The sequence below is a fragment of the Methylorubrum sp. SL192 genome, from assembly GCF_026672325.1.
Lineage (GTDB): Bacteria > Pseudomonadota > Alphaproteobacteria > Rhizobiales > Beijerinckiaceae > Methylobacterium > Methylobacterium extorquens.
Window position 1 is genome coordinate 689,565 of record NZ_JAPPQV010000003.1, and the last position, 19,666, is coordinate 709,230.

Consider the following 19,666-nt stretch of genomic DNA (forward strand, 5'->3'; position numbering starts at 1 on the left):
CCCCTTCGTTCGCTCCCCCGGAAACGAGTTCCCCCCATGTCGGCATTCCCGGCCGTCGCACACGCTCCGGCGGCGCGCAGCCCGATCAAGGTGCTGGTCGCCGACGATTCGGCTGTGGTGCGCGGGCTCGTCTCGCGCTGGCTCGGCGAGGCGGGCCACGAGGTGGTCGCCACCGCGCCCAACGGCCGCGCCGCCGTGGACGCGCTGGCCCGCTGCAACCCCGACGTGGTGCTCCTCGACATCGAGATGCCGGAACTCGACGGCATCCAGGCCCTGCCCCTGATGCTCGCCAAGCAGCCGGGGATCCAGGTCGTGATGATGTCGACGCTGACCCAGCGCAACGCCGACGTCTCCCTGCGCTGCCTCGCGCTCGGCGCGGTCGATTACATCCCCAAGCCCGAGAGCAACCGCGGCGTCACCACCTCGGACGGCTTCCGCAACGACCTGATCGAGCGCATCCGGGTGTTCGGAGCCGCCCGCGCCCGGCGTCGGCCGGGGCCGACCGCGGTCGAATCCGCCTCCTCCGCGGCGCCCGCCGCACCGGCCGTCTCGCGCCTGTCGGGCACGGTGACGCTGCGGCCGAAGCCGCGCACCGTGGTGCCGCCGCGCGCCCTGCTGATCGGCTCCTCGACCGGCGGCCCGCGGGCGGTCGGCGAAGTGCTGGAGAAGATCGGCGCGGCCACGCTTCGGCGCCTGCCGGTGCTGATCGTGCAGCACATGCCGCCGGTCTTCACCGCCGTCTTCGCCGAACATCTCGGCGCCCGGATCGGGCTGCCGGCGGCCGAGGGCAAGGCCGACGAGCGGTTGCAGCCCGGCCGCATCTACGTCGCCCCGGGCGGGCGCCACATGCGGCTCGCGGGCTCCGCGGCCGAGACCATCATCCGCCTCGACGACGGGCCACCGGTGAACTTCTGCCGCCCGGCGGTGGACGTGATGTTCCTCGATGCCGCCGCGCTCTACGGCGGGGCGACGCTGAGCGTCATCCTCACCGGCATGGGCTCGGACGGCACGGCGGGCTCCCGCGCGCTGGTCGAGGCCGGCGGCATCCTGCTCGCTCAGGACGAAGCCACCAGCACGGTCTGGGGCATGCCCGGCAGCGTCGCCAAAGCAGGCCTGTGCCACGCCGTCCTCCCGCTCCCCGAGATCGGACCGGCTCTGCGCAACGCGATCGCGGAGCGCGTTTGATGACCGAAGCGGATTTCGCGTTCCTGCGCGACTATCTCAGGAAGCGCTCCGGGCTGAGCCTCGGCGCAGAGAAGCGCTATCTCGTCGAGAGCCGGCTCACCCCCGTCTGCCGCCGTTTCAACATCGCAACCCTGACCGACCTCGTCGGCACCCTGCGGGTGTCCCGCGAGGGGCCGCTGGAGAAGGCGGTGGTCGAGGCGATGACCACCAACGAGACGTTCTTCTTCCGCGACCGCGCGCCGTTCGACCTGTTCCGCGACGTGCTGCTGCCGAAAGCCATCGCCGCCCGCAGCCCCCAGCGGCGCCTGCGGATCTGGTCGGCGGCGGCCTCCACGGGGCAGGAGCCGTACTCGCTCGCGATGATGATCCAAGAGGCCGCGGCGCAACTCGCCGGCTGGCAGATCGAGATCGTCGGCACCGACCTCTCGACCGAGGTCTTGGAGAAGGCGCGGCTGGGCCTCTACAGCCATTTCGAGGTGCAGCGCGGCCTGCCGGTGCAGCTCCTCGTGAAGCACTTCACCCAGGTCGGCGAGCAATGGCGGATCAGTCCGTCGCTCGCCGGGATGGTGAGCTTCCGGCCGCTCAACCTGTTGAACCCGTTCGAGCATCTCGGCCAGTTCGACATCGTCTACTGCCGCAACGTGCTGATCTATTTCGACGCGCCGACCAAGACCGACGTGCTGGAGCGGATCGCCAAGACGCTCGCCCCCGACGGCGCGCTGTTGCTCGGCGCCGCCGAGACCGTGATCGGCCTCACCGAGGCGCTGGTGCCCGATCCGCAGCACCGCGGCCTCTACCGCCAGGCCGCCGCCGCCGGGCGGACGGCGGTACCCCACCGCCTCGCGGCCGGGTTCTAGATATCGACGTCTCGCGGCGGGCTGCCCGATTGGGTAACCTGCCGCCATGACGCACGACGCGCCGCGGCTGCTGCCCTGCGGAGACACGGCCTTCACCATCGAGTTCGGCTCAGGCATCGATGCGCGCCTCAGCGCCCGCGTGCTCGCCCTCGATACGGCCCTGGCGGAGCGGGCCCTCCCCGGCGTGCTGGAGACGGTGCCGACCTACCGCTCGCTGACCGTCCATCTCGATCCGCTCCGCGCCGACCCGGCCGAACTCGGCCGCGCCGTTCTGGCGCTGGCGGGCGAACCGCTCGCGGCGGTCCCGGCCCCGCGCCTGTGGCGCATCCCCGTGGTCTATGGCGGCGCGTTCGGGATCGACCTCGACGCGGTCGCCGCCCATCACGGGCTCACGCCCGAAGCGGTGATCGCGCGCCACAGCGCCCCCGAATACCGGGTTGCGATGATCGGCTTCCTGCCGGGCTACGCCTATCTCGAAGGGCTCGATTCCGGGCTCGCCCTGTCGCGCCGCCCCAGCCCGCGCCCGGTGACGCCGGCCGGCACCATCTCCATCGGCGGCGCCCAGGCGCTGGTGGCGAGCATCGCGGCCCCGAGCGGCTGGCATCTTCTCGGGCGAACCCCCGAAAGGACCTTCGTGCCCGAGCGTGACCCCGTCTTCCTGCTCCGCCCCGGCGACCGGGTGCGATTCGTCCCAACCCCGGCCGAACGCTGGGACGCGCTCGCCGCCGCGGCGGAAGCCGGCGAACCGGTGGCCGAGTTGTGCGCGGGATGAGCGCCCACCTCCATCTCGTCCGCCTCACTGGCGCAGCCTCGCTTCAGGATGGCGGACGGCGCGGCTTTCTCCGCTTCGGGCTTTCGGCCTCCGGGCCGATGGACCCGCTCGCCTTCGCCGCCGCCAACCGCCTCGTCGGCAACCCGGCCGATACGGCGGCGCTCGAACTCGGACTGGCCGCGGCGAGCCTGCGCGTCGAGGGCGGGGCGGTGCGCCTCGCACTGGCGGGGGCGCCGAGCGGGCTGCGCCTCGACGGCGAGCCGCTCGCCGCGCATCGCGCCTTCGTCCTGCGCGAGGGCTCGGCGTTGACGATCGAGCGGCCGCGCGAGGGCGTGTTCGCCTATCTCGCGGCGGCCGGCGGCTTTCCCGTCCGCAGCGTGATGGGCAGCCGGGCGCTCCACCAGCGCGCGGCACTCGGCGGCCTCGACGGGCGCCCATGCCGCGAAGGCGACCGCCTGCCGCTCGCCGCCCCGGCCTCGTATGAGGCGGACCACAGCCTCGATCCGATCCCGCTGGAGCGCGAGGCGCCGGTCCGCGTCGTCCTCGGACCGCAGGACGACCTGTTTTCGCAAGCCGGCCTCGCGACGTTCTTGGCCGAGACCTTCACGGTGTCGAACCGGGCCGACCGGATGGGCTATCAGCTCGACGGACCGGAGATCGCCCACGGCGCGGCCGGCTTCAACATCGTCTCCGACGCCACCGTGGCCGGCTCGGTGCAGGTGCCGGGTTCGGGCCGCCCCATCGTCCTGCTCGCCGACCGCCAGACCACCGGCGGCTACCCGAAGATCGCCACCGTGATCTCCGTCGACCTGCGACGGATCGCCCAGCGCCGGCCGGGCGAGCCGGTGCGGTTCGCGGCGGTCGATCTCGCCATCGCCACCCGGCTTGCCCGCGAGGCGGCGGCGCGGATCGCAGCCCTGGGCACCCGCCTCCGGCCGGTCGAGGGCGAGGCCGAGCGGCTGATGGCGGCCAACCTCGCGGGCGCGGCGGTGGACGCGTTGCGCGCGGAGGATTGATCTTTTTTGCCGGGGGCCGAAGCCGATCCTGACGCGTTATCGGCCCATGTCGCGCAAGCCCAACCCCTCCCAGCCGAACATCGCCGAGCCGCCCCGCCTCGGCTTCTGCTGCACCTTCATCCCCGATCCGGACCCGGCCCACAAAACCCTGAAAGCCGCCAAGGACGCGGCCAAGCTAATGAATCTCGGCACGGTGACGATGGCGCATCTGGAGCGCCTCGGGCCCACCGCGCGCTTCGAGAAGCTGGAGGGCGTGGTGCGCCACAACCTCGCGGCGCTGGAACGCCAGATCGCCTGGGTGTCGGCCCGGCCGCCCCTGGAGCGGCTGCTGCGCATGGCGAGCTCGGTACTGCCCGGCTACACCCATCCGGTGGCCGAGCCGCTCTATGCCCAGGCCCCGATGCGCGCCCTGATCGAGGCCGGCCTCGCCCGGGTCGGCGAGCAGGCGCGGGCGGGGGATGTGCGGCTCAGCATGCATCCCGGCCCGTTCTGCATCATCGCCTCGCGCAACCCGAACGCGCAGAAAAACGGCATCGCCGAACTCGAATACCATGCCGAAGTGATGGCGATGCTGGGCTACGGCTCCGGCTGGCACCCGCATGGTGCCCACGTGAACATCCATATCGGCGGGCGCGAGCCCGGCATCGAGGGCTTTCGCGAGAGTCTGTCGCTGATCTCGGAGACGGCGCGCAACCTGCTCACCGTCGAGAACGACGAGTCGCTGTTTGGCCTCGACGCGGTGCTGCGGCTCGGCGACAGGGTGCCGGTGGTGCTCGACCTCCACCACCACTGGGTCGAGAGCCGCGGCGTCTATATCGAGCCCGACGATCCCCGCATCCCGGCGGTGATCGCCTCCTGGCGCGGTGTGCGGCCGGTGAGCCATATCAGTGTTTCACGGGAAACGGTCCTGCCCGAGCACGATACCGGCACGCTGCCGGACTATGCGGCCCTGTCCGAACAGGGTCATTCCTGGCGTGATCTGGCCGCCCATTCCGACCTGATGTGGAACGAGGCGGTCAACGCGCTCGTCGCCCGGCACCTCGCCTGGACCGATTTCGAGATCGAGGCCAAGGGCAAGAACCAAGCGAGCGTGCCGCTCGCCGCCCGGATCGGCCGCGACCTGTCGCAGGCGGCCGCGTGACGGCACCAAGCGCGACTGGGCGGATTTGACCCGGCGGAGTGCGCCCGTCACCATGCTAGCTTCCTCATTCGTGCGCGGGGCTCCTCTGCCCGGCGCCCGCGGGAGCCGCGACCGGACACGATGAGCGAGGCCGAACGGACGAATTCGAGCGGCGGCGATCCACAGGGCGCGACGCGCCATCGCCTCGACCGGCTGGTGGCGCAGGCGCGGGCCGCAGGTCTGTGGGAGCGGGCCTGGCCGGTGTTGTGGCGCGGGCTCGGCGTCGTCCTCGCCTTCCTCGCCGCCTCCTGGCTCGGCCTGTGGCTGGATCTTCCGCCGGTTGGGCGCATGGTCGGGCTCGGGCTCTTCGCCGCCCTGTTCGTCGCCGCTTTGTGGCCGGCGGTTCGGCTCCGTGCCCTGAGCCGGCGCGAGGCGCTCGCCCGGATCGACCGCGAGGCCGCCCGCAAGGGTGGGACCGCGCATGATCCGGCCTCTTCGATCGAGGACACGCTGGCCGTCGGCCAGAGCGATCCGGTCACCCGCGCCCTGTGGGCCCTGCACCAGTCGCGGGCCGCTGCCGCCGTCGCGCGGCTGAAGGCGGGGCGTCCGCGCCCGCACATGCCCGGCCACGATCCGCTGGCGCTCCGCGCGGGCGTCCTCGTCGCGGCGCTGGCCGCTCTGTTCGTCGCCGGCCCCGAATGGCGCGGGCGCGTCGCCGCCGCCTTCGACTGGCGCGAGCCCCAGGCCGCCGCGCCGAGCTTCCGCGTCGATGGCTGGATCGACCCGCCGATCTACACTCGCGTGCCGCCGCTGATCGTGACGATGTCGGGCACGCCGAAGGACCCGGTGCAGCGCCTGCGCGCGCCGGTCAATTCCACCCTGATCGTGCGCATCGCCGGCCAGGGCGAGGCGGAGCTGACCCCGAACGCCGCCCTTATGCCGGTGGCCAAGGACGAGAAGGACGCTGCCGGCCGGCCCGCTCCGCGGGGCGTCGTGCAGAACGGTGCGAAGGCCAACGAGACCCGCGCGACCCTGCGCGAGGAGCGGTTCCGGCTCGCCGGCGGCACCGCCGAACTCGGCATCGCCGCCTCCGGCTCGGAGCCGCAACGCCTCGTGATCGAGACGATCCCCGACCAGCCGCCCGAAGTCAGCCGGGTCGGCGATCTCGAAGTGAACGGGCGCGGCACCTTCAATCTCAGCTACCGGGCCAAGGACGATTACGGCATCGCCGCCGCCGAGGGGCTGCTCGAGCCGCTGAAGGCCGGGCGCTCGCTGGTGCCGGTGCCCAAGATCGCGCTGGCACTCCCCGCCGACGCGACGGGTGAGACCGACACCAAGACGCTGGTCGATCTCACCGACAATCCCTGGTCCGGCGCACGGGTGAAGCTCACCCTCGTGGTCCGCGACGAGGCCGGGCAGGAGGGCCGCACCGAGACCGCCGAGATCGTGCTGCCGGCCCGGCCCTTCAGCCAGCCGCTCGCCCGCGCGCTGGCCGAGGAGCGCCGCCGCCTCGTCACCGCGCCCGACGCGGACCGCGCCCGCGTCCAGACCGCGCTCGACGCCCTGCGGATCGCGCCGGAGCGCTTCACGCCGCAGCCGGGGATCTTCCTCGGCCTCACCACCGCCGCCAACCGGCTGCGGGCGGCGAAGTCGGACGAGGATCTCACCAACGTCGCCGACCTCCTGTGGGAGATGGCCCTCAAGATTGAGGACGGCGATCTCTCGGACGCCGAGAAGGCCCTGCGCGCCGCCCAGGACCGCCTCAAGGAGGCGATCGAGCGCAACGCGCCGGACGAGGAGGTCAAGAAGCTCACCGAGGATCTGAAACAGGCCCTCGACAAGTTCATGAAGGAGTTCGCTCAGCGGGCGAAGCCGCAGAACCGGCAGCAATCGGAGCGCCAGCAACAGCAGCAGAACGGCCAGACCGTCACGCCCGACGATCTCGAGAAGATGATCAAGGACATGCAGGAGGCGATGCAGCGCGGTGACACGGCGGAAGCCCAGCGCCTGCTCGAACAGCTCCGCAACGTGCTCGAAAATCTTCAGAACGCCGAGAACGGCCAGAAGTCCGATGGCGGCATGGCCGAGATGAACCGGCAGCTCGACGAACTCGACAAGATGTCCCGCGAGCAGCAGGACCTACGCGACGAGACCTACAAGGAAGGCCAGCAGGGCCAGCAGCGTCCCGGCCAGCGCCAGAGGCCGCAGCCGGGCCAGCAGCAGGGGCAGCAAGGCCAGCGCGGGCAGCAGCCCGGCCAGCAGGGCGAGGGCCAGGAAGGCCAACAGGGGCAGCAGGGCCGCGGCCAGCAGGGGCAGCGCGGCCAGGGGCAGCAGGGTCAGGGCGGCGGGCAGCAGGGCCAGAATATGGGCCAGCGCCAGCAGGGCCTGCGCGAGCAGCTCCAGGATCTCAAGAACCGGATGAAGCAGCAGGGGCTTCAGGGGGAAGAGGGGCTGTCGGATGCCGAGGAGGCCATGCGCGAGGCCGAGGAATCGCTCGGCCAGGGCCGCAACGGCGACGCGGTGGACGCGCAGGGCCGCGCTCTCGACGGGCTGAAGCGCGGTGCCGAGGGCATGCAGAAGCAGATGCAGCAGATGGCCGAGGGCCAGGAGGGCGAGGGCCAGCAGGAGGGCCAGTCCCAGGGTAAGCAGGGCCGCTCGGGCTCCGCCGACGACGATCCGCTCGGCCGCCCGACCCGCGGACGCGACCTTTCGAACGGCAACGTGCGGGTACCCAATGCCGACGAATCCGCGGTGCAGCGCGCCCGCCGGATCATGGAGGAACTGCGGCGCAAGCTCGGCGACCCCTCGCGCCCGCAGGAAGAACTCGATTATTTCGAGCGTCTGCTCCGCCGGAACTGAATTCCGCCGATCGAATCCCCTTTCGGGCCGTGCTCGCGTCAGCACGGCCTCTCACGAGATCACCGACCCATGTCCGCCAACCAGCTCGTTCTCCTCGCCTGCCTCGCCGTGGCCGGCGTGCTGCTCTTCGGCCTCGTCAACATGATGCGGGGCGGCAGCGCCAACCTCTCGCAGAAGCTGATGCGCCTGCGCGTGCTCCTGCAATTCGTCGCGATCATCGTCATCATGGGTGTGGTCTGGTGGCGGGCGGCCTGACCGCCCGGCCTGACTAACCCGACCCTTCGACCTCACTCCTTGGCACGCTCGAAGGTGACGATGCTGCGGGTCTCGCCCTTGTCGGCCCAGTTCGGCATCACCCGCCAAGGGGTCAGCACCCGCAGGCGCTCGCCATCGAGCGTGAAGGTCCGGGTCTGCTCCGAGCCGACCCATTTCGGATCCCAGGCGACGTCGAGGTCGGCGATCCACTTGTCGCCGTCGAGGCGGAACTTGCCGGTATAGGAGACGAGCGTCTCAAGGAGCTGGGCCCGCTGCGCGTCGTCCTTGGCGGGCTTGCGGTCCTCACCGGTCAGCACGAAGAACACGCGCTTCTCCGGGGTGAAATAGGCGTAGCCGGTCGGGTGGTCGCCCATCACCGGCAGCTTCTCGCCGTCCTTGCGGACCTCCACCTCGTACGAGACCAGCTTCCAGAGTCCCTGGATCGGGGTATCGCCCTCCGCCCGAGCCGGCATCGGCGCCAAGCTCGCCGCCAGGGTCGCAGCTGCCAGCATTCCTCGTGTCGTCCGCATGATCCATCCGTTCGCGTGATGCGCTCCGCAGCGGGCGCTGTCGGTCAACGCGATACCGCCTTGTGCGATGCATCATTTGTTGCATCGCAGCCATGATCTTCCGGTTCGGCGGCCGCTGGCCTGCGGGTGGAAGACCAGACCGGTGTGGCGCGCACGCCCCACCCGGCCGGCAAAAAGTTGGGGACCGGATGAATCCGCAGGCTGTGCTCAGAACAGCGTGATATTTGGGACGGATTGAAACGGACGGACCAACCGCCGATGAAGTCACCCTTTGCCCGGATTCTCGTCGGCGCGCTGGCCGCGTCGGCGATCACGACCACGCAGGCCGCCGATCTCGGCGCCGCCCGGGCTCCCGCACCGCCGCCCTACTTCGCCCCCGTCCAGCCCTACTCCATCGTCTCCGAGGTTCGCATCGGCGGCTCGGTGCAGGATCCGGGCAGCGCCGAGGGCAAGCTGCCGGGCTTCAGCACCGCGAACGTCAACGGCGAGATCCTGTTCGCCAAGCCGCTGATCACCACCGATCCGTTCTGGCAGGCCTTCGTGCCGCGGCCCACCGTCGGCGGCAGCTACAACACCGGCGGCCGCACCAGCTACGCCTATATCGGCGCCACTTGGACCGTGGATCTCTTCCCCGAGACCCTGGACCGGCGTGTCTTCCTCGAAGGCTTCTTCGGCGGCGCGGCGCATAACGGCTATACCGGCCTGAAGGCGAACGCCCCCTACGGCTTCAACGCGCTGGGCTGCAATCCGCTGTTCCGCGAGGCGGCGGCGCTCGGCTTCCGCATCGACGCGCATTGGAGCGTCATGGCCACCGTCGAGCATATGTCGAATGCCGGCCTGTGCGGCGACAACCGCGGCCTGACCAATTTCGGCGGCAAGCTCGGCTACACCTTCTGACCGAAAGCCGCTTTTGCGGGGGGCCAGAGTTTTACGGGTTGCAAAGACCCGCCGGGCGCGAAACATCGCCCGGCGGGTCTTCTCGTTGAAGAACACTTAATGGCCCGCGGGAGAGACGCCGTGGTCAAGCTCAACCGCATCTACACCCGCACCGGCGACCAGGGGACGACCGGGCTCGCCAACGGCGAGCGCCGCTCCAAAGCGGATTTGCGGGTGGAGGCCTACGGCACCGTCGACGAGACCAATGCCTGCATCGGGCTCGCCCGCCTCACGGCCGAGCCCGCTCTCGACGCGATGCTGGCGCGCATCCAGAACGACCTGTTCGATCTTGGCGCCGACCTCGCCACCCCGCCGAGCGACAAGCCGCTGGGCTACGAGCCCCTGCGGATTGTGCCGGCGCAGGTGCAGCGGCTGGAGACGGAGATCGACGCACTCAACGCGAACATCCCGCCGCTGAAATCCTTCGTCCTGCCCGGCGGTTCGGCCGCGGCCGCCGCGCTCCACCTCGCCCGCACCGTCTGCCGCCGCGCCGAGCGGCTGGTGGTCGCGTTGTCGGGCGTCGAGAGCGAGGCGATCTCGGGCGAAGCCCTGCAATATCTCAACCGGCTGTCGGACTTCCTGTTCGTGGCCTCGCGCGCGGCCAACCGCGACGGCGCCGACGATGTGCTCTGGGTGCCGGGCCAGAACCGGTGATTCGCCGCGGGTCACGCCGCCGATAAGGCGCGTTGACAAGCGGGAAATCGCCTCGCTACGGTCCCGCCGCCCTGAAAATCCCATCGATCGCGGTCAAGCGGGTCCGAGAGTCGTCCAGCAAGTGACGCCGGGACTTCGCAGGAGCGGAGGAAAGCGACAGCCATGAAGGTTCTGGTGCCCGTCAAGCGGGTCGTCGATTATAACGTGAAGATCCGCGTCAAGGCCGACGGGTCGGGCGTTGAGCTCGCCAACGTCAAGATGTCGATGAACCCCTTCGACGAGATCGCCGTCGAGGAGGCGATCCGTCTGAAGGAAAAGGGCAAGGTCACCGAGATCGTCGCCGTCTCGATCGGCCCGCAGCAGGCGCAGGAAACCCTGCGCACCGCCCTCGCCATGGGCGCCGACCGGGCGATCCTGGTCAAGACCGACGTGAATTGCGAGCCGCTCGCCGTCGCCAAGGTGCTGAAGGCGATCGTCGAGAAGGAAAGCCCGAACCTCGTCATCCTCGGCAAGCAGGCGATCGACGACGATTCGAACCAGACCGGTCAGATGCTCGCCGCCCTTCTCGGTTGGCCGCAGGGCACCTTCGCCTTCAAGCTCGAATTCGGCGAGGGCGCGATCGACGTGACCCGCGAGGTCGATGGCGGCCTCCAGACCGTTTCGCTCAAGCTGCCGGCGATCGTCACGACGGATCTGCGCCTCAACGAGCCGCGCTACGCGTCGCTGCCCAACATCATGAAGGCGAAGAAGAAGCCGCTGGAGGAGCTGACGCCGGAGGGGCTCGGCATCGACGTCGCGCCGAAGCTGACCGTGCTCAAGGTCGTCGAGCCATCGGGCCGGCAGGCGGGCGTCAAGGTCGGTTCCGCGGCCGAGTTGGTGCAGAAGCTCAAGATCGAAGCCGGCGTGCTCTGACCCTGGCTCCGATCCTCGCGGCGCCGCTCCCGGCCTCCGGTCGAGCGGCGCGCCTCCCCTCTTTTTGAGAAGTTTCGCCGATGACCACGCTCCTCTACGTCGAGCACGCCAACGGGCAGATCAAGGACGGCACGCTGAAGGCGCTGACCGCTGCCAAGGAACTGGGCGCGCCCATCCACGCCCTGGTGCTCGGCACCGGTTCGAAGGCGGCGGCCGAGGCTGCGGCCAAGTTCGACGGCATCGAGAAGGTGCTGAATTCCGAGGACGGCGCCTACGACCACGACCTCGCCGAGCCGACCGCCGCCCTGATCGCCGCGATCGCCGCGCCCTACGACGCGATCGTTGCCGCCGCCACGACCACGGGCAAGAACACCCTGCCCCGCGTCGCCGCGCTCCTCGACGTCGCCCAGATCTCCGACATCATCAAGGTGATCTCGCCCGACACCTTCGAGCGCCCGATCTACGCCGGCAACGCGATCCAGACCGTGCAGGCCGGTGCCGGTAAGCGCGTCATCACCGTGCGCACCGCCGCCTTCAAGCCCGCGGAACCGGGCAGCGCCTCCGCCGCGATCGAGGCGGTCTCGGCGGCCGCGCCCGACGCGCTCGGCGCCGCCTACAAGTCGGAGGAAATCGCCAAGTCCGACCGGCCGGAGCTGGCTTCGGCCAAGTTCATTGTCTCCGGCGGCCGTTCGCTCGGCTCGGCGGAGAAGTTCAAGGAGCTGATCGAGCCGCTGGCCGACGCGCTGGGCGCTGCGGTCGGCGCCTCGCGGGCGGCGGTGGATGCCGGCTACGCCCCGAACGACTGGCAGGTGGGCCAGACCGGCAAGGTGGTGGCGCCCGACCTCTACGTCGCGGTCGGCATCTCCGGCGCGATCCAGCATCTGGCCGGCATGAAGGACTCGAAGGTGATCGTCGCCGTCAACAAGGACGAGGACGCGCCGATCTTCCAAGTGGCGGATTACGGGCTGGTCGGCGACCTGTTTCAGGTCGTGCCGGACTTGCAGGCCGAGATCGCCAAGGCCAAGGATCGTTAGACGCATCGGTAGACGGATCGGTAACGCACCTCGCGACACCGTCGAACCGGTTTGGGCGCCTGCGGCTTGAGACCGGTTTGACGCATTTGTTGCAGTGCCGCATTCTAGGGGTGCGGTCCGAGACGACGATGCCGCAGCAGGTAGGACGCGATACGGTTATGGGCATCGAGATCAAGACGGTCGGCATCGTCGGTGCCGGCCAGATGGGGAACGGCATCGCGCATGTCTGTGCGACCTCGGGCCTCCACGTTCGGCTGAACGACCGCGATCCGCAGCGGATCGATGCCGGTCTCGCGCTGATCGACGCGAACCTCACGCGTCAGGTCCAGAAGGGAACGCTGAGCGACGAGCAGCGCCGCAGCGCCCTGGACCGCATCGCCGCGGCCCGAAGCTACGACGACCTCGCACCCTGCGACCTCGTCATCGAGGCCGCCACCGAGGACGAGGCGACCAAGCGCAAGATCTTCCAGGCGCTCTGCCCCTCGCTCAAGCCCGACGCCTTGGTCGCGACCAACACTTCCTCGATCTCGATCACGCGGCTCGCCGCGGCGACCGACCGGCCGGACCGCTTCATCGGTATCCACTTCATGAACCCGGTGCCCGTGATGCAGCTCGTCGAGCTGATCCGCGGCATCGCCACCGAAGATCCGACCTACGAATCGGCCAAGGCCTTCATCGCCCGGCTCGGCAAGACTTCGACCATGTCGGAGGACTTCCCGGCCTTCATCGTCAACCGCATCCTGCTGCCGATGATCAACGAGGCGATCTACACGCTCTACGAGGGCGTGGGCTCGGTCGAGTCGATCGATACCGCGATGCGGCTGGGCGCGAACCACCCGATGGGGCCGCTGCAGCTCGCCGACTTCATCGGCCTCGATACCTGCCTGTCGGTGATGCAGGTGCTCTACGAGGGGTTGGCGGATTCGAAATACCGCCCCTGCCCGCTGCTGGTGAAGTATGTCGAGGCCGGCTGGCTCGGCCGCAAGACCAAGCGTGGGTTCTACGATTACCGTGGCGAGACGCCGATCCCGACGCGCTGAGGCCTCGCGAGAGCGCATTCCGACGAAGTGGATGCCGGTTCGTCGGAATGCGCGTCAAACCAAAGACCGAGAGCCAAAGAAAAAGCCGCCCGGGACATCATCCCGGGCGGCTTTTTCGTGATCGTGGTGCTTGGCCTTACTGGGCCGACTTCTGCGCCGGCTGCGGATAGGCGGGGTTCTCGGCCGGAACGTTGCCGCTGTTGGAAGACGGGGCCTTGTTGACGGACCCCGTGGTCACTTCACGCGACGATTCCTGGCTCTTGCCGGCGTAGTCGGAGGTCGTCTCCGCCCGGTTCCAGCTCAGCAGGCCGACCGTGGCGACCGCCAGCAGGACGAGGCTCGCGACCAGCACGTAAAGGACAGGCTTGCCCTTCGCACCCTGGCGGGCATCGGTTTGGGTCTCGATCTGGGCCATGAAGTTCCCTCTCTTCCGCCCGGCGAAAGGGGCGGCGTCAGCATCGGTTATGCTTGGCCAACGCCGGTGTGGCTCCGAGAGTTCCTGAGCAAGCTGCGCCTTGAGCTTCGTCCCGCATTCGGGACGAGGCTCAAAAGTCTTGATTCGGCCCCATCACTTTCAAATCGCCGAAAACATCTTCGGATGAGGCTTCAGCGGCCCGTCGTGAGCAGGATCTTGCCCGTGTGGCTGCTGGTCTCCATCAGCTCATGCGCCTTGCGCGCCTCCTCGAGCGGGAAGGTGGCGTGAACGATGGGGCGGATCTTGCCCGCCTCGACCAGCGGCCAGACATCCCGCTTCAAGCCCTCGGCGATGGCGGCCTTCGCTTCCTTGGCCTGGGCCCGCAGGGTCGCGCCGGTGATGGTCAGGCGCTTGAGCATGATCGGGGTCAGCGTCAGGTTCTCGGCCTTGAAGCCCTTCATGAAGGCGATCTGGACGAGGCGCCCCTCCACCGCCAGCGAGGCGATGTTCTTTTGCAGGTAGGCCGCGCCGACCATGTCGAGGATCACATCGACCCCCTTACCGTCGGTGAGGCGCTTCACCTCCTCGGCGAAATCGGCCTCGCGGTAGTTGATGGCGGCATCCGCGCCCAGCTCCTCGCAGAACCGGCACTTCTCGTCGGAGCCGGCGGTGGTGAGGACGCGGGCGCCGTGCTGCTTGGCGATCTGGATCGCCGTGGTGCCGATGCCGCTCGACCCGCCATGGACGAGGAAGGTCTCGCCCTTCTGCAAGCGCCCGCGCTGGATCACCGTGGAATAGACGGTGAAGGTGGTCTCGGGCAGCCCGGCGGCCTCCACCAGCGAGAGCGGCCCGGGCTTCTTCAGCACCTGCCCGGCCTCGGCGACGGCGAATTCAGCGTAACCGCCGCTGATGACGAGGGCGCAGACCTCCTCGCCCTCCGAAAAACCCGTCACCCCCTCGCCCAACGCCGCGATGCGGCCGGCGATCTCGAGGCCCGGAATCTCGGTCGCGCCCTTGGGCGGCGGGTAGCTGCCCTGGCGCTGCATGATGTCGGGCCGGTTGACCCCCGCCGCGACCACCTCGATCAGAACCTGCCCGGCCGCGGGCTTCGGCAGCGGCACGGTCTCGACCGCGATGACCTCAGGGCCACCCGCAGCGGTGAAGCGGATCTGGCGCATGGTCTCGGGCAGGTTTTTTGTCATTGGGCTTCCTTGGGGCTTCCTCGGGGCTCACGCCGCGGGTTGGTCGCGCGTACGCTCGAAGTCAGATGGCGCAGGGGACGAGGCGCGTCGAGCCGTGAACCGCCTCTGTCATCGTGAGCGAGCGCTGGATCGAAAGCCAAAAAATCAGCGTGTGCCGTACATCCGGTCGCCGGCATCGCCGAGGCCTGGCACGATGTAGCCGTGGTCGTTGAGGTGGCTGTCGATGGCTGCGGTCCAGACCGGCACATCGGGATGCGCTGCCTGGAAGCGGGCGATCCCTTCGGGCGCGGCGAGCAGGCAGACGAAGCGGAGATCCTTCGCACCCCGGCTCTTCAGCCGCTCCACCGCCGCGACCGCGGAATTGGCGGTGGCGAGCATGGGATCGAGCACCAGCACGGTGCGGTCGGCCAGATCCGACGGGCTCTTGAAGTAATACTCTACCGCCTGGAGCGTGTCGGGATCGCGGTAGAGCCCGACATGGGCGACGCGGGCCGAGGGCATCAGCGAGAGCATGCCGTCGAGAAAGCCGACGCCGGCCCGCAGGATCGGAGCGAGCACGAGCTTCTTGCCGGCGATCCGGCGCCCTTCCATGGGCTGAATCGGCGTCTGGATGGTGACCGGTTCGAGCGGCAGGTCGCGGGTCACCTCGTAGGCGAGCAGCATCCCGATCTCGTTGAGGAGTTCGCGGAACCCCTTGGTCGAGCGGTCACTGTCGCGCATCATCGTCAGCTTGTGCTGGACGAGGGGGTGATCGACCACCGTCACCCGTGCCGCGCTGCCGCTCTCCGCCTGCATCGATACCGTCCCTGTGCCTGTCGTAATCCCGGCTGCACGATGCCACGGGGGGCGGAGGAAGCCGAGACGCGCGGGACGTTTTCTCGCTCGAGCCCCTCAATCAAGGAGGGGCGGCGACTTCAGCACCAGCACCGCCCGCTCGGGCAGATCGACGGTGCCGCCGACCGGGGCCGGCGGCCGCGCGCCGTCGGGGACCGTGCCGGTGTCGAGGGTGGTGTCGAAGACGGGCCGCCAGGGGCCGCCGAGATCGGGTGGCAGGGCGAAGGGGCAGGGCTCGGGCGCCGCGTTCATGAGAATGAGGACGCGCTCCGAGCCCTCGATGTCGTTGCTCATCTGCATGCCGAAGGCTAGGCGCTCGCCGTCGCCCCAGGCGGCTTCGTCCATCTCGGTCCCATCGGGGGAGAGCCAGTGCACGTCCTTCAGGGCCGTCTCGCCGACGCAGCTGCCGACGAGGAAGTGGCGCCGCCTTAAGGAACGGCAGACCCGGCGGAGCGCGGCGAGGTTCGCCACGAACTCGGTGAGCGTCGGATCGGGATCATTCTCCCAATCCATCCAGCTCAACGCGCCGTCCTGGCAATAGGCGTTGTTGTTGCCAGATTGCGTGCGCGATCGCTCGTCGCCCATCAGCAGCATCGGCACGCCCTGCGCGAAGAACACGCAGGCCAGCATGTTGCGCTTCTGCCGAGCGCGTAGGGCCAGGATGGTGGGATCGTCCGTCGGTCCTTCGACGCCGTAATTGGCCGAGAGGTTGTGGCCGTGGCCGTCGCGGTTCTCCTCGCCATTGGCCTCGTTGTGCTTCTCCTCGTAGGCGACCACGTCGGCGAGCGTGTAGCCGTCATGCGAGGCGACGAAGTTGATGCTGGCGAGCGGCGAGCGGCCGGAGGGCAGAAAGATCTCGCGCGAGCCGGAGAGCCCCTGCGTCAGCTTGGCGAGGGTGCCGGAATCCCCCCGCCAGAAGCCGCGGAGGTTATCGCGGAACTGGTCGTTCCACTCGCTCCAGCCATAGGGGTAGCCGCCGAGCTGGTAGCCGCCCCCGCCGATATCCCAGGGCTCGGCGATGAGCTTGACCCGCGAGAGGACCGGATCCTGCTGCACCGCCTGGAAGAAGGCGGCCTGGGGGGAGAAGTCGCTCGGCGCGCGGCCGAGGCTGGTCGCGAGATCGAAGCGAAAACCCGCCACGCCATAGGCGGTCACCCAGTGACGCAGGCTGTCGAGCACCATGCGCATCACCCGCGGATGGGCGACGTTCAGGGTGTTGCCGCAGCCGGTGCAGTCGATGTTGCGGCGAAGGTTGTCGGGGTCGAGCTTGTAGTAGCTCGCATTGTCGATGCCGCGGAAGGCGAGCGTCGGCCCGCGATGATCGCCCTCGGCCGTGTGGTTGTAGACCACGTCGATCAGGGTCTCGATACCGGCCGAGGCCAGTTCGCGAATGGCGAAGCGCAGCCCGCTCGCCCCGCCCTCGCCGAGATAGCGCGGCTCCGGCGCGAAGTAGTTGTAGGGCTGGTAGCCCCAGAAATTGACGAGGCCCTTGTCCACGAGGAAGCGGTCGTCGGCGAAGGCCTGGATCGGCAGGAGTTCGAGGGCGGTGACGCCGAGCTTCAACAGGTGCTCGATGATCGCCGGATGGGCGAGGCCGAGATAGGTCCCGCGCTCGGCCTCCGAGAGGGCCGGATGCGTCCGGGTCAGCGCCTTGACGTGCGCCTCGTAGATCACCGTCTCGTGGAGCGGGCGCGGTGCGGGCAGGGCGATGGCGTCGGGGGTATCGGGACGGGTGACCACACCGCGGGGCACGAACGGGGCGCTGTCGCGCCGGTCGATCTGGTCCTCGCGGACACCGCCGTGGCGATGGCTGTAGAGCGCGTCGTGCCAGCGGATGCGGCCGGCGATCTCGCGGGCATAAGGGTCGAGGACGAGTTTGGCCGGGTTGAAGCGGTGGCCGGCCGCCGGGTCCCAGGGGCCGAACACGCGGTAGGCGTATTGCTGCCCCGGCAGAAGGCCGTGGAGATAGCCGTGGAAGACGTCATCGGTCCGGCAGGGCAGGCGGATCGTGCGCGATTCGTGACGGGCGCCGGGATCGAACAGGCAGAGATCGACCCGGGTCGCGTTCTGCGAGAAGAGGGCGAAGTTGACGCCGCGGCCGTCGAAATGCGCGCCCAGCGGTGTCGGCAGGCCCTCCTCGATGACGATCATTCCGGTCTTTCGTGAAACGGGCCCAAAGTGAAAGGCCACGCTTCGACTGAGGCCGATTCGTCGCCGAGGCGGAAGCCGCGCTCTACTCCGCCGCCGCCGCCGTCGTGCTCGGCGGCTCGCGCTCGACGGTGCGGAAGGTCTCCAGCTCCACCATGAAGCAGCGGGCCCACCAATCCACGTCCTCGCGCCGCATGCGGTCCGCCATCGGCTTCCAGCGCTCCAGGCGCTCGCCGCGGGGCATGTAGAGCGCCTGCCGGATCGCCTCGGCGACCTCGAAGCGGTCGTAGGGGTTCACGAGCAGCGCCTCGGGCAGCTGCCGGGCCGCACCCGCGAATTTCGAGAGGACGAGGACGCCGGGATCCTCCTCGCTCTGGGCCACGACGTATTCCTTAGCCACGAGGTTCATGCCGTCGCGCATCGGCGTGACGAGGCCGACGCGGGCGGCCCGGTAGAGACCGGCGAGGACCGGGCGCGGATAGGCCTTGGTAACGTACTGGATCGGCGTCCAGGCCGGCTCGCCGAGCATGCCGTTGATGTCGCCGACCTTCTCGTTCACCTCGCGCGAGAGCTGCTCGTATTCCGGCACCTCGCTGCGGGATTTCGGCGTGATCTGGATGTAGACGACGTTGCCGCGCTGGTCCGGATTCGAGGCGAAGAAGCGGTCCACCGCCTCCATGCGCTCGGGCACGCCCTTCGAGTAGTCGAGCCGATCGACGCCGATGAGCAGCTTGCGGGTGCGCAGGCCGGCCATGGTCTCGCGCACCACCTTGTTGGAGCCGGCCTTGTCGGCGGCTTCCTTGAAGCTGGCGACATCGATGCCGATGGGGAAGGAGCGGATTCGCGTGCGGCGCCCGTCCACCATCATCGAGCCGCCGCCGAGCGGGATCGCCCGCATCGTGTCGATGAAGTTGCGCGAGAGGTTCTGCACGTCCGAATCGGTTTGCAATCCGATCAGGTCGTAATCGGCCATGGCGCGCAGCAGCTCGTTGCTGGCGGGCAGAGTGTTGAACACGTCGGCGGCGGGCCACGGGATGTGGTGGAAGTAGCCGATCGGGTTGGCGATGCCCTGGCCGCGCAGCTCGCTCGCCAGCGGCAGCAGATGGTAGTCGTGCACCCAGATCAGGTCGTCCGGCTCGACCAATTTGGCGAGCGCCTGGGCGAAGGTCTGGTTGACGCGCTGGTAGCCGGCATAATCCGAGCGGGAGAACGTCCCCAGCCCGATCCGGTAATGCATGATCGGCCAGAGCGCCCGGTTGGCAAAGCCGGCGTAGTACTCGCGGTGGTCTTGCGGGGACAGGTCGAGGACGGCGTACTGGATCGACCCGCGGTCGATCAGTTCCGGCTCGGCGCTCGGGTTGTCGCGGATGTTGCCGCTCCAACCGAACCACAACCCCTCGTAGGAGGAGAAAGCTTCCTTGACCGCGACGGCGAGTCCCCCTGCGGAGACCGCATCCTTACCCTCGGCGGGTACGGCGACACGGTTGGAGACGATGATCAGACGTGCCACGAACCCGGCTCCGGTCCTCGCTGGGGCCGGCACGCGGAGCGCGTCGGCCGAAGGGTCTTGAGGGTCTTGCGTCTGGGTGAAAACGCGCGGAAGCCTGGCGCGATCCGTCGAGATGCAGCCAAACGCATCCCCCCCTGTAGGTCAAGCGGGCGGACCGACGATGTTACCGCTGTTCGATCCCGCATCCGCCCGACCGGCCCCCACGCCTTCCCGCGTTCCCCGCAGTGCAGCAGAGCCGCCGCCACCATGCAAGGGCCAAGCTGAATAGGCGATGACATCCGGTCCTGAACCGGCATCGGGCCGGGGCGCATGATCGGGGCGGGCATCGGCATCGGAGGGGCGGTGCTTCCTCGCTTGTCCTGACTTCCGTTCGCGGAAGGCCGGTCG

18 protein-coding genes are annotated in these 19,666 nt (G+C 69.3%); 12 read left to right on the forward strand and 6 right to left on the reverse strand.

From position 1 onward, the window contains the following. Positions 1-36 precede the first annotated feature (36 nt). From OVA30_RS04055 to OVA30_RS04085, 7 genes are all read left to right on the forward strand, one after another. Entirely contained in the window at positions 37-1,185 is a 1,149-nt protein-coding gene (locus OVA30_RS04055; RefSeq protein WP_012253140.1) for a protein-glutamate methylesterase/protein-glutamine glutaminase, read from the forward strand. Beyond that, positions 1,185-2,042 (forward strand): CheR family methyltransferase, encoded by an 858-nt coding sequence (locus OVA30_RS04060; RefSeq protein WP_012253141.1) that lies wholly within the window; start codon positions 1,185-1,187, stop codon positions 2,040-2,042. Before OVA30_RS04055 ends, OVA30_RS04060 begins: the two co-directional genes overlap by 1 nt. A 46-nt stretch (positions 2,043-2,088) precedes the next feature. Then, complete coding sequence (pxpB, locus tag OVA30_RS04065; RefSeq protein WP_268174687.1) at positions 2,089-2,814, forward strand: 5-oxoprolinase subunit PxpB; 726 nt, start codon at positions 2,089-2,091, stop codon at positions 2,812-2,814. Beyond that, the gene (locus OVA30_RS04070) at positions 2,811-3,830 is read left to right on the forward strand and encodes a biotin-dependent carboxyltransferase family protein (RefSeq protein WP_268174688.1); all 1,020 of its coding nucleotides are present in this window, start codon (positions 2,811-2,813) and stop codon (positions 3,828-3,830) included. Before pxpB ends, OVA30_RS04070 begins: the two co-directional genes overlap by 4 nt. 46 nt (positions 3,831-3,876) lie before the next feature. Beyond that, positions 3,877-4,971, forward strand: coding sequence for a UV damage endonuclease UvsE (locus OVA30_RS04075; protein ID WP_268174689.1), 1,095 nt, complete (start codon positions 3,877-3,879; stop codon positions 4,969-4,971). 120 nt (positions 4,972-5,091) lie between these two features. Next, positions 5,092-7,809, forward strand: a complete 2,718-nt coding sequence (locus tag OVA30_RS04080; protein WP_268174690.1) for a TIGR02302 family protein — start codon at positions 5,092-5,094, stop codon at positions 7,807-7,809. A gap of 69 nt (positions 7,810-7,878) precedes the next feature. After that, entirely contained in the window at positions 7,879-8,064 is a 186-nt protein-coding gene (locus OVA30_RS04085) for a twin transmembrane helix small protein (protein WP_003601223.1), read from the forward strand. Positions 8,065-8,096: 32 nt separating this feature from the next. Here OVA30_RS04085 and OVA30_RS04090 read toward each other — a convergent pair whose 3' ends face one another. Beyond that, a complete protein-coding gene (locus tag OVA30_RS04090) occupies positions 8,097-8,537 on the reverse strand; it encodes a lipocalin-like domain-containing protein (RefSeq protein WP_015822146.1) in 441 nt (146 codons plus the stop codon). A gap of 315 nt (positions 8,538-8,852) precedes the next feature. Here OVA30_RS04090 and OVA30_RS04095 point away from each other — a divergent pair, with 315 nt between their 5' ends. The 5 genes from OVA30_RS04095 (at position 8,853) to OVA30_RS04115 (ending at position 13,170) form a co-directional block, all read left to right on the forward strand. After that, positions 8,853-9,491 (forward strand): acyloxyacyl hydrolase, encoded by a 639-nt coding sequence (locus tag OVA30_RS04095; protein WP_003601220.1) that lies wholly within the window; start codon positions 8,853-8,855, stop codon positions 9,489-9,491. A gap of 120 nt (positions 9,492-9,611) precedes the next feature. Further along, the gene (locus OVA30_RS04100) at positions 9,612-10,184 is read left to right on the forward strand and encodes a cob(I)yrinic acid a,c-diamide adenosyltransferase (protein WP_003601219.1); all 573 of its coding nucleotides are present in this window, start codon (positions 9,612-9,614) and stop codon (positions 10,182-10,184) included. 162 nt (positions 10,185-10,346) lie between these two features. After that, entirely contained in the window at positions 10,347-11,096 is a 750-nt protein-coding gene (locus OVA30_RS04105; protein ID WP_003601217.1) for an electron transfer flavoprotein subunit beta/FixA family protein, read from the forward strand. 80 nt (positions 11,097-11,176) lie between these two features. Then, the gene (locus OVA30_RS04110; protein ID WP_268174691.1) at positions 11,177-12,130 is read left to right on the forward strand and encodes an electron transfer flavoprotein subunit alpha/FixB family protein; all 954 of its coding nucleotides are present in this window, start codon (positions 11,177-11,179) and stop codon (positions 12,128-12,130) included. Between the two features lie 158 nt (positions 12,131-12,288). Then, the gene (locus OVA30_RS04115; protein WP_003601214.1) at positions 12,289-13,170 is read left to right on the forward strand and encodes a 3-hydroxybutyryl-CoA dehydrogenase; all 882 of its coding nucleotides are present in this window, start codon (positions 12,289-12,291) and stop codon (positions 13,168-13,170) included. A gap of 136 nt (positions 13,171-13,306) precedes the next feature. On the opposite strand, the gene OVA30_RS04120 is transcribed toward OVA30_RS04115, so the two are convergent. From OVA30_RS04120 to OVA30_RS04140, 5 genes are all read right to left on the reverse strand, one after another. Further along, positions 13,307-13,585 carry a hypothetical protein gene (locus tag OVA30_RS04120; RefSeq protein WP_003601213.1) on the reverse strand — a complete coding sequence of 93 codons (279 nt, stop codon included), beginning with the start codon at positions 13,583-13,585 and terminating at the stop codon, positions 13,307-13,309. A 191-nt stretch (positions 13,586-13,776) separates the two neighbouring features. Further along, the gene (locus OVA30_RS04125) at positions 13,777-14,787 is read right to left on the reverse strand and encodes an NAD(P)H-quinone oxidoreductase (protein ID WP_268174692.1); all 1,011 of its coding nucleotides are present in this window, start codon (positions 14,785-14,787) and stop codon (positions 13,777-13,779) included. 144 nt (positions 14,788-14,931) lie between these two features. After that, entirely contained in the window at positions 14,932-15,582 is a 651-nt protein-coding gene (gene upp, locus OVA30_RS04130) for a uracil phosphoribosyltransferase (RefSeq protein ID WP_268174693.1), read from the reverse strand. Positions 15,583-15,678: 96 nt separating this feature from the next. Then, positions 15,679-17,772, reverse strand: a complete 2,094-nt coding sequence (glgX, locus tag OVA30_RS04135) for a glycogen debranching protein GlgX (RefSeq protein WP_268174694.1) — start codon at positions 17,770-17,772, stop codon at positions 15,679-15,681. 82 nt (positions 17,773-17,854) lie between these two features. After that, the gene (locus tag OVA30_RS04140) at positions 17,855-19,279 is read right to left on the reverse strand and encodes an alpha,alpha-trehalose-phosphate synthase (UDP-forming) (protein ID WP_015822153.1); all 1,425 of its coding nucleotides are present in this window, start codon (positions 19,277-19,279) and stop codon (positions 17,855-17,857) included. Positions 19,280-19,666 lie beyond the last annotated feature (387 nt).

Excerpts from the sequence above, each read along its gene's own strand:
- OVA30_RS04055 (WP_012253140.1), top strand. The coding sequence starts at position 37 with ATGTCGGCATTCCCGGCCGTCGCACACGCTCCGGCGGCGCGCAGCCCG.
- OVA30_RS04060 (WP_012253141.1), top strand. The coding sequence starts at position 1,185 with ATGACCGAAGCGGATTTCGCGTTCCTGCGCGACTATCTCAGGAAGCGC.
- pxpB (WP_268174687.1), top strand. The coding sequence starts at position 2,089 with ATGACGCACGACGCGCCGCGGCTGCTGCCCTGCGGAGACACGGCCTTC.
- OVA30_RS04070 (WP_268174688.1), top strand. The coding sequence starts at position 2,811 with ATGAGCGCCCACCTCCATCTCGTCCGCCTCACTGGCGCAGCCTCGCTT.
- OVA30_RS04075 (WP_268174689.1), top strand. The coding sequence starts at position 3,877 with ATGTCGCGCAAGCCCAACCCCTCCCAGCCGAACATCGCCGAGCCGCCC.
- OVA30_RS04080 (WP_268174690.1), top strand. The coding sequence starts at position 5,092 with ATGAGCGAGGCCGAACGGACGAATTCGAGCGGCGGCGATCCACAGGGC.
- OVA30_RS04085 (WP_003601223.1), top strand. The coding sequence starts at position 7,879 with ATGTCCGCCAACCAGCTCGTTCTCCTCGCCTGCCTCGCCGTGGCCGGC.
- OVA30_RS04090 (WP_015822146.1), bottom strand. The coding sequence starts at position 8,537 with ATGCCGGCTCGGGCGGAGGGCGATACCCCGATCCAGGGACTCTGGAAG.
- OVA30_RS04095 (WP_003601220.1), top strand. The coding sequence starts at position 8,853 with ATGAAGTCACCCTTTGCCCGGATTCTCGTCGGCGCGCTGGCCGCGTCG.
- OVA30_RS04105 (WP_003601217.1), top strand. The coding sequence starts at position 10,347 with ATGAAGGTTCTGGTGCCCGTCAAGCGGGTCGTCGATTATAACGTGAAG.
- OVA30_RS04110 (WP_268174691.1), top strand. The coding sequence starts at position 11,177 with ATGACCACGCTCCTCTACGTCGAGCACGCCAACGGGCAGATCAAGGAC.
- OVA30_RS04115 (WP_003601214.1), top strand. The coding sequence starts at position 12,289 with ATGGGCATCGAGATCAAGACGGTCGGCATCGTCGGTGCCGGCCAGATG.
- OVA30_RS04120 (WP_003601213.1), bottom strand. The coding sequence starts at position 13,585 with ATGGCCCAGATCGAGACCCAAACCGATGCCCGCCAGGGTGCGAAGGGC.
- OVA30_RS04125 (WP_268174692.1), bottom strand. The coding sequence starts at position 14,787 with ATGACAAAAAACCTGCCCGAGACCATGCGCCAGATCCGCTTCACCGCT.
- upp (WP_268174693.1), bottom strand. The coding sequence starts at position 15,582 with ATGCAGGCGGAGAGCGGCAGCGCGGCACGGGTGACGGTGGTCGATCAC.
- glgX (WP_268174694.1), bottom strand. The coding sequence starts at position 17,772 with ATGATCGTCATCGAGGAGGGCCTGCCGACACCGCTGGGCGCGCATTTC.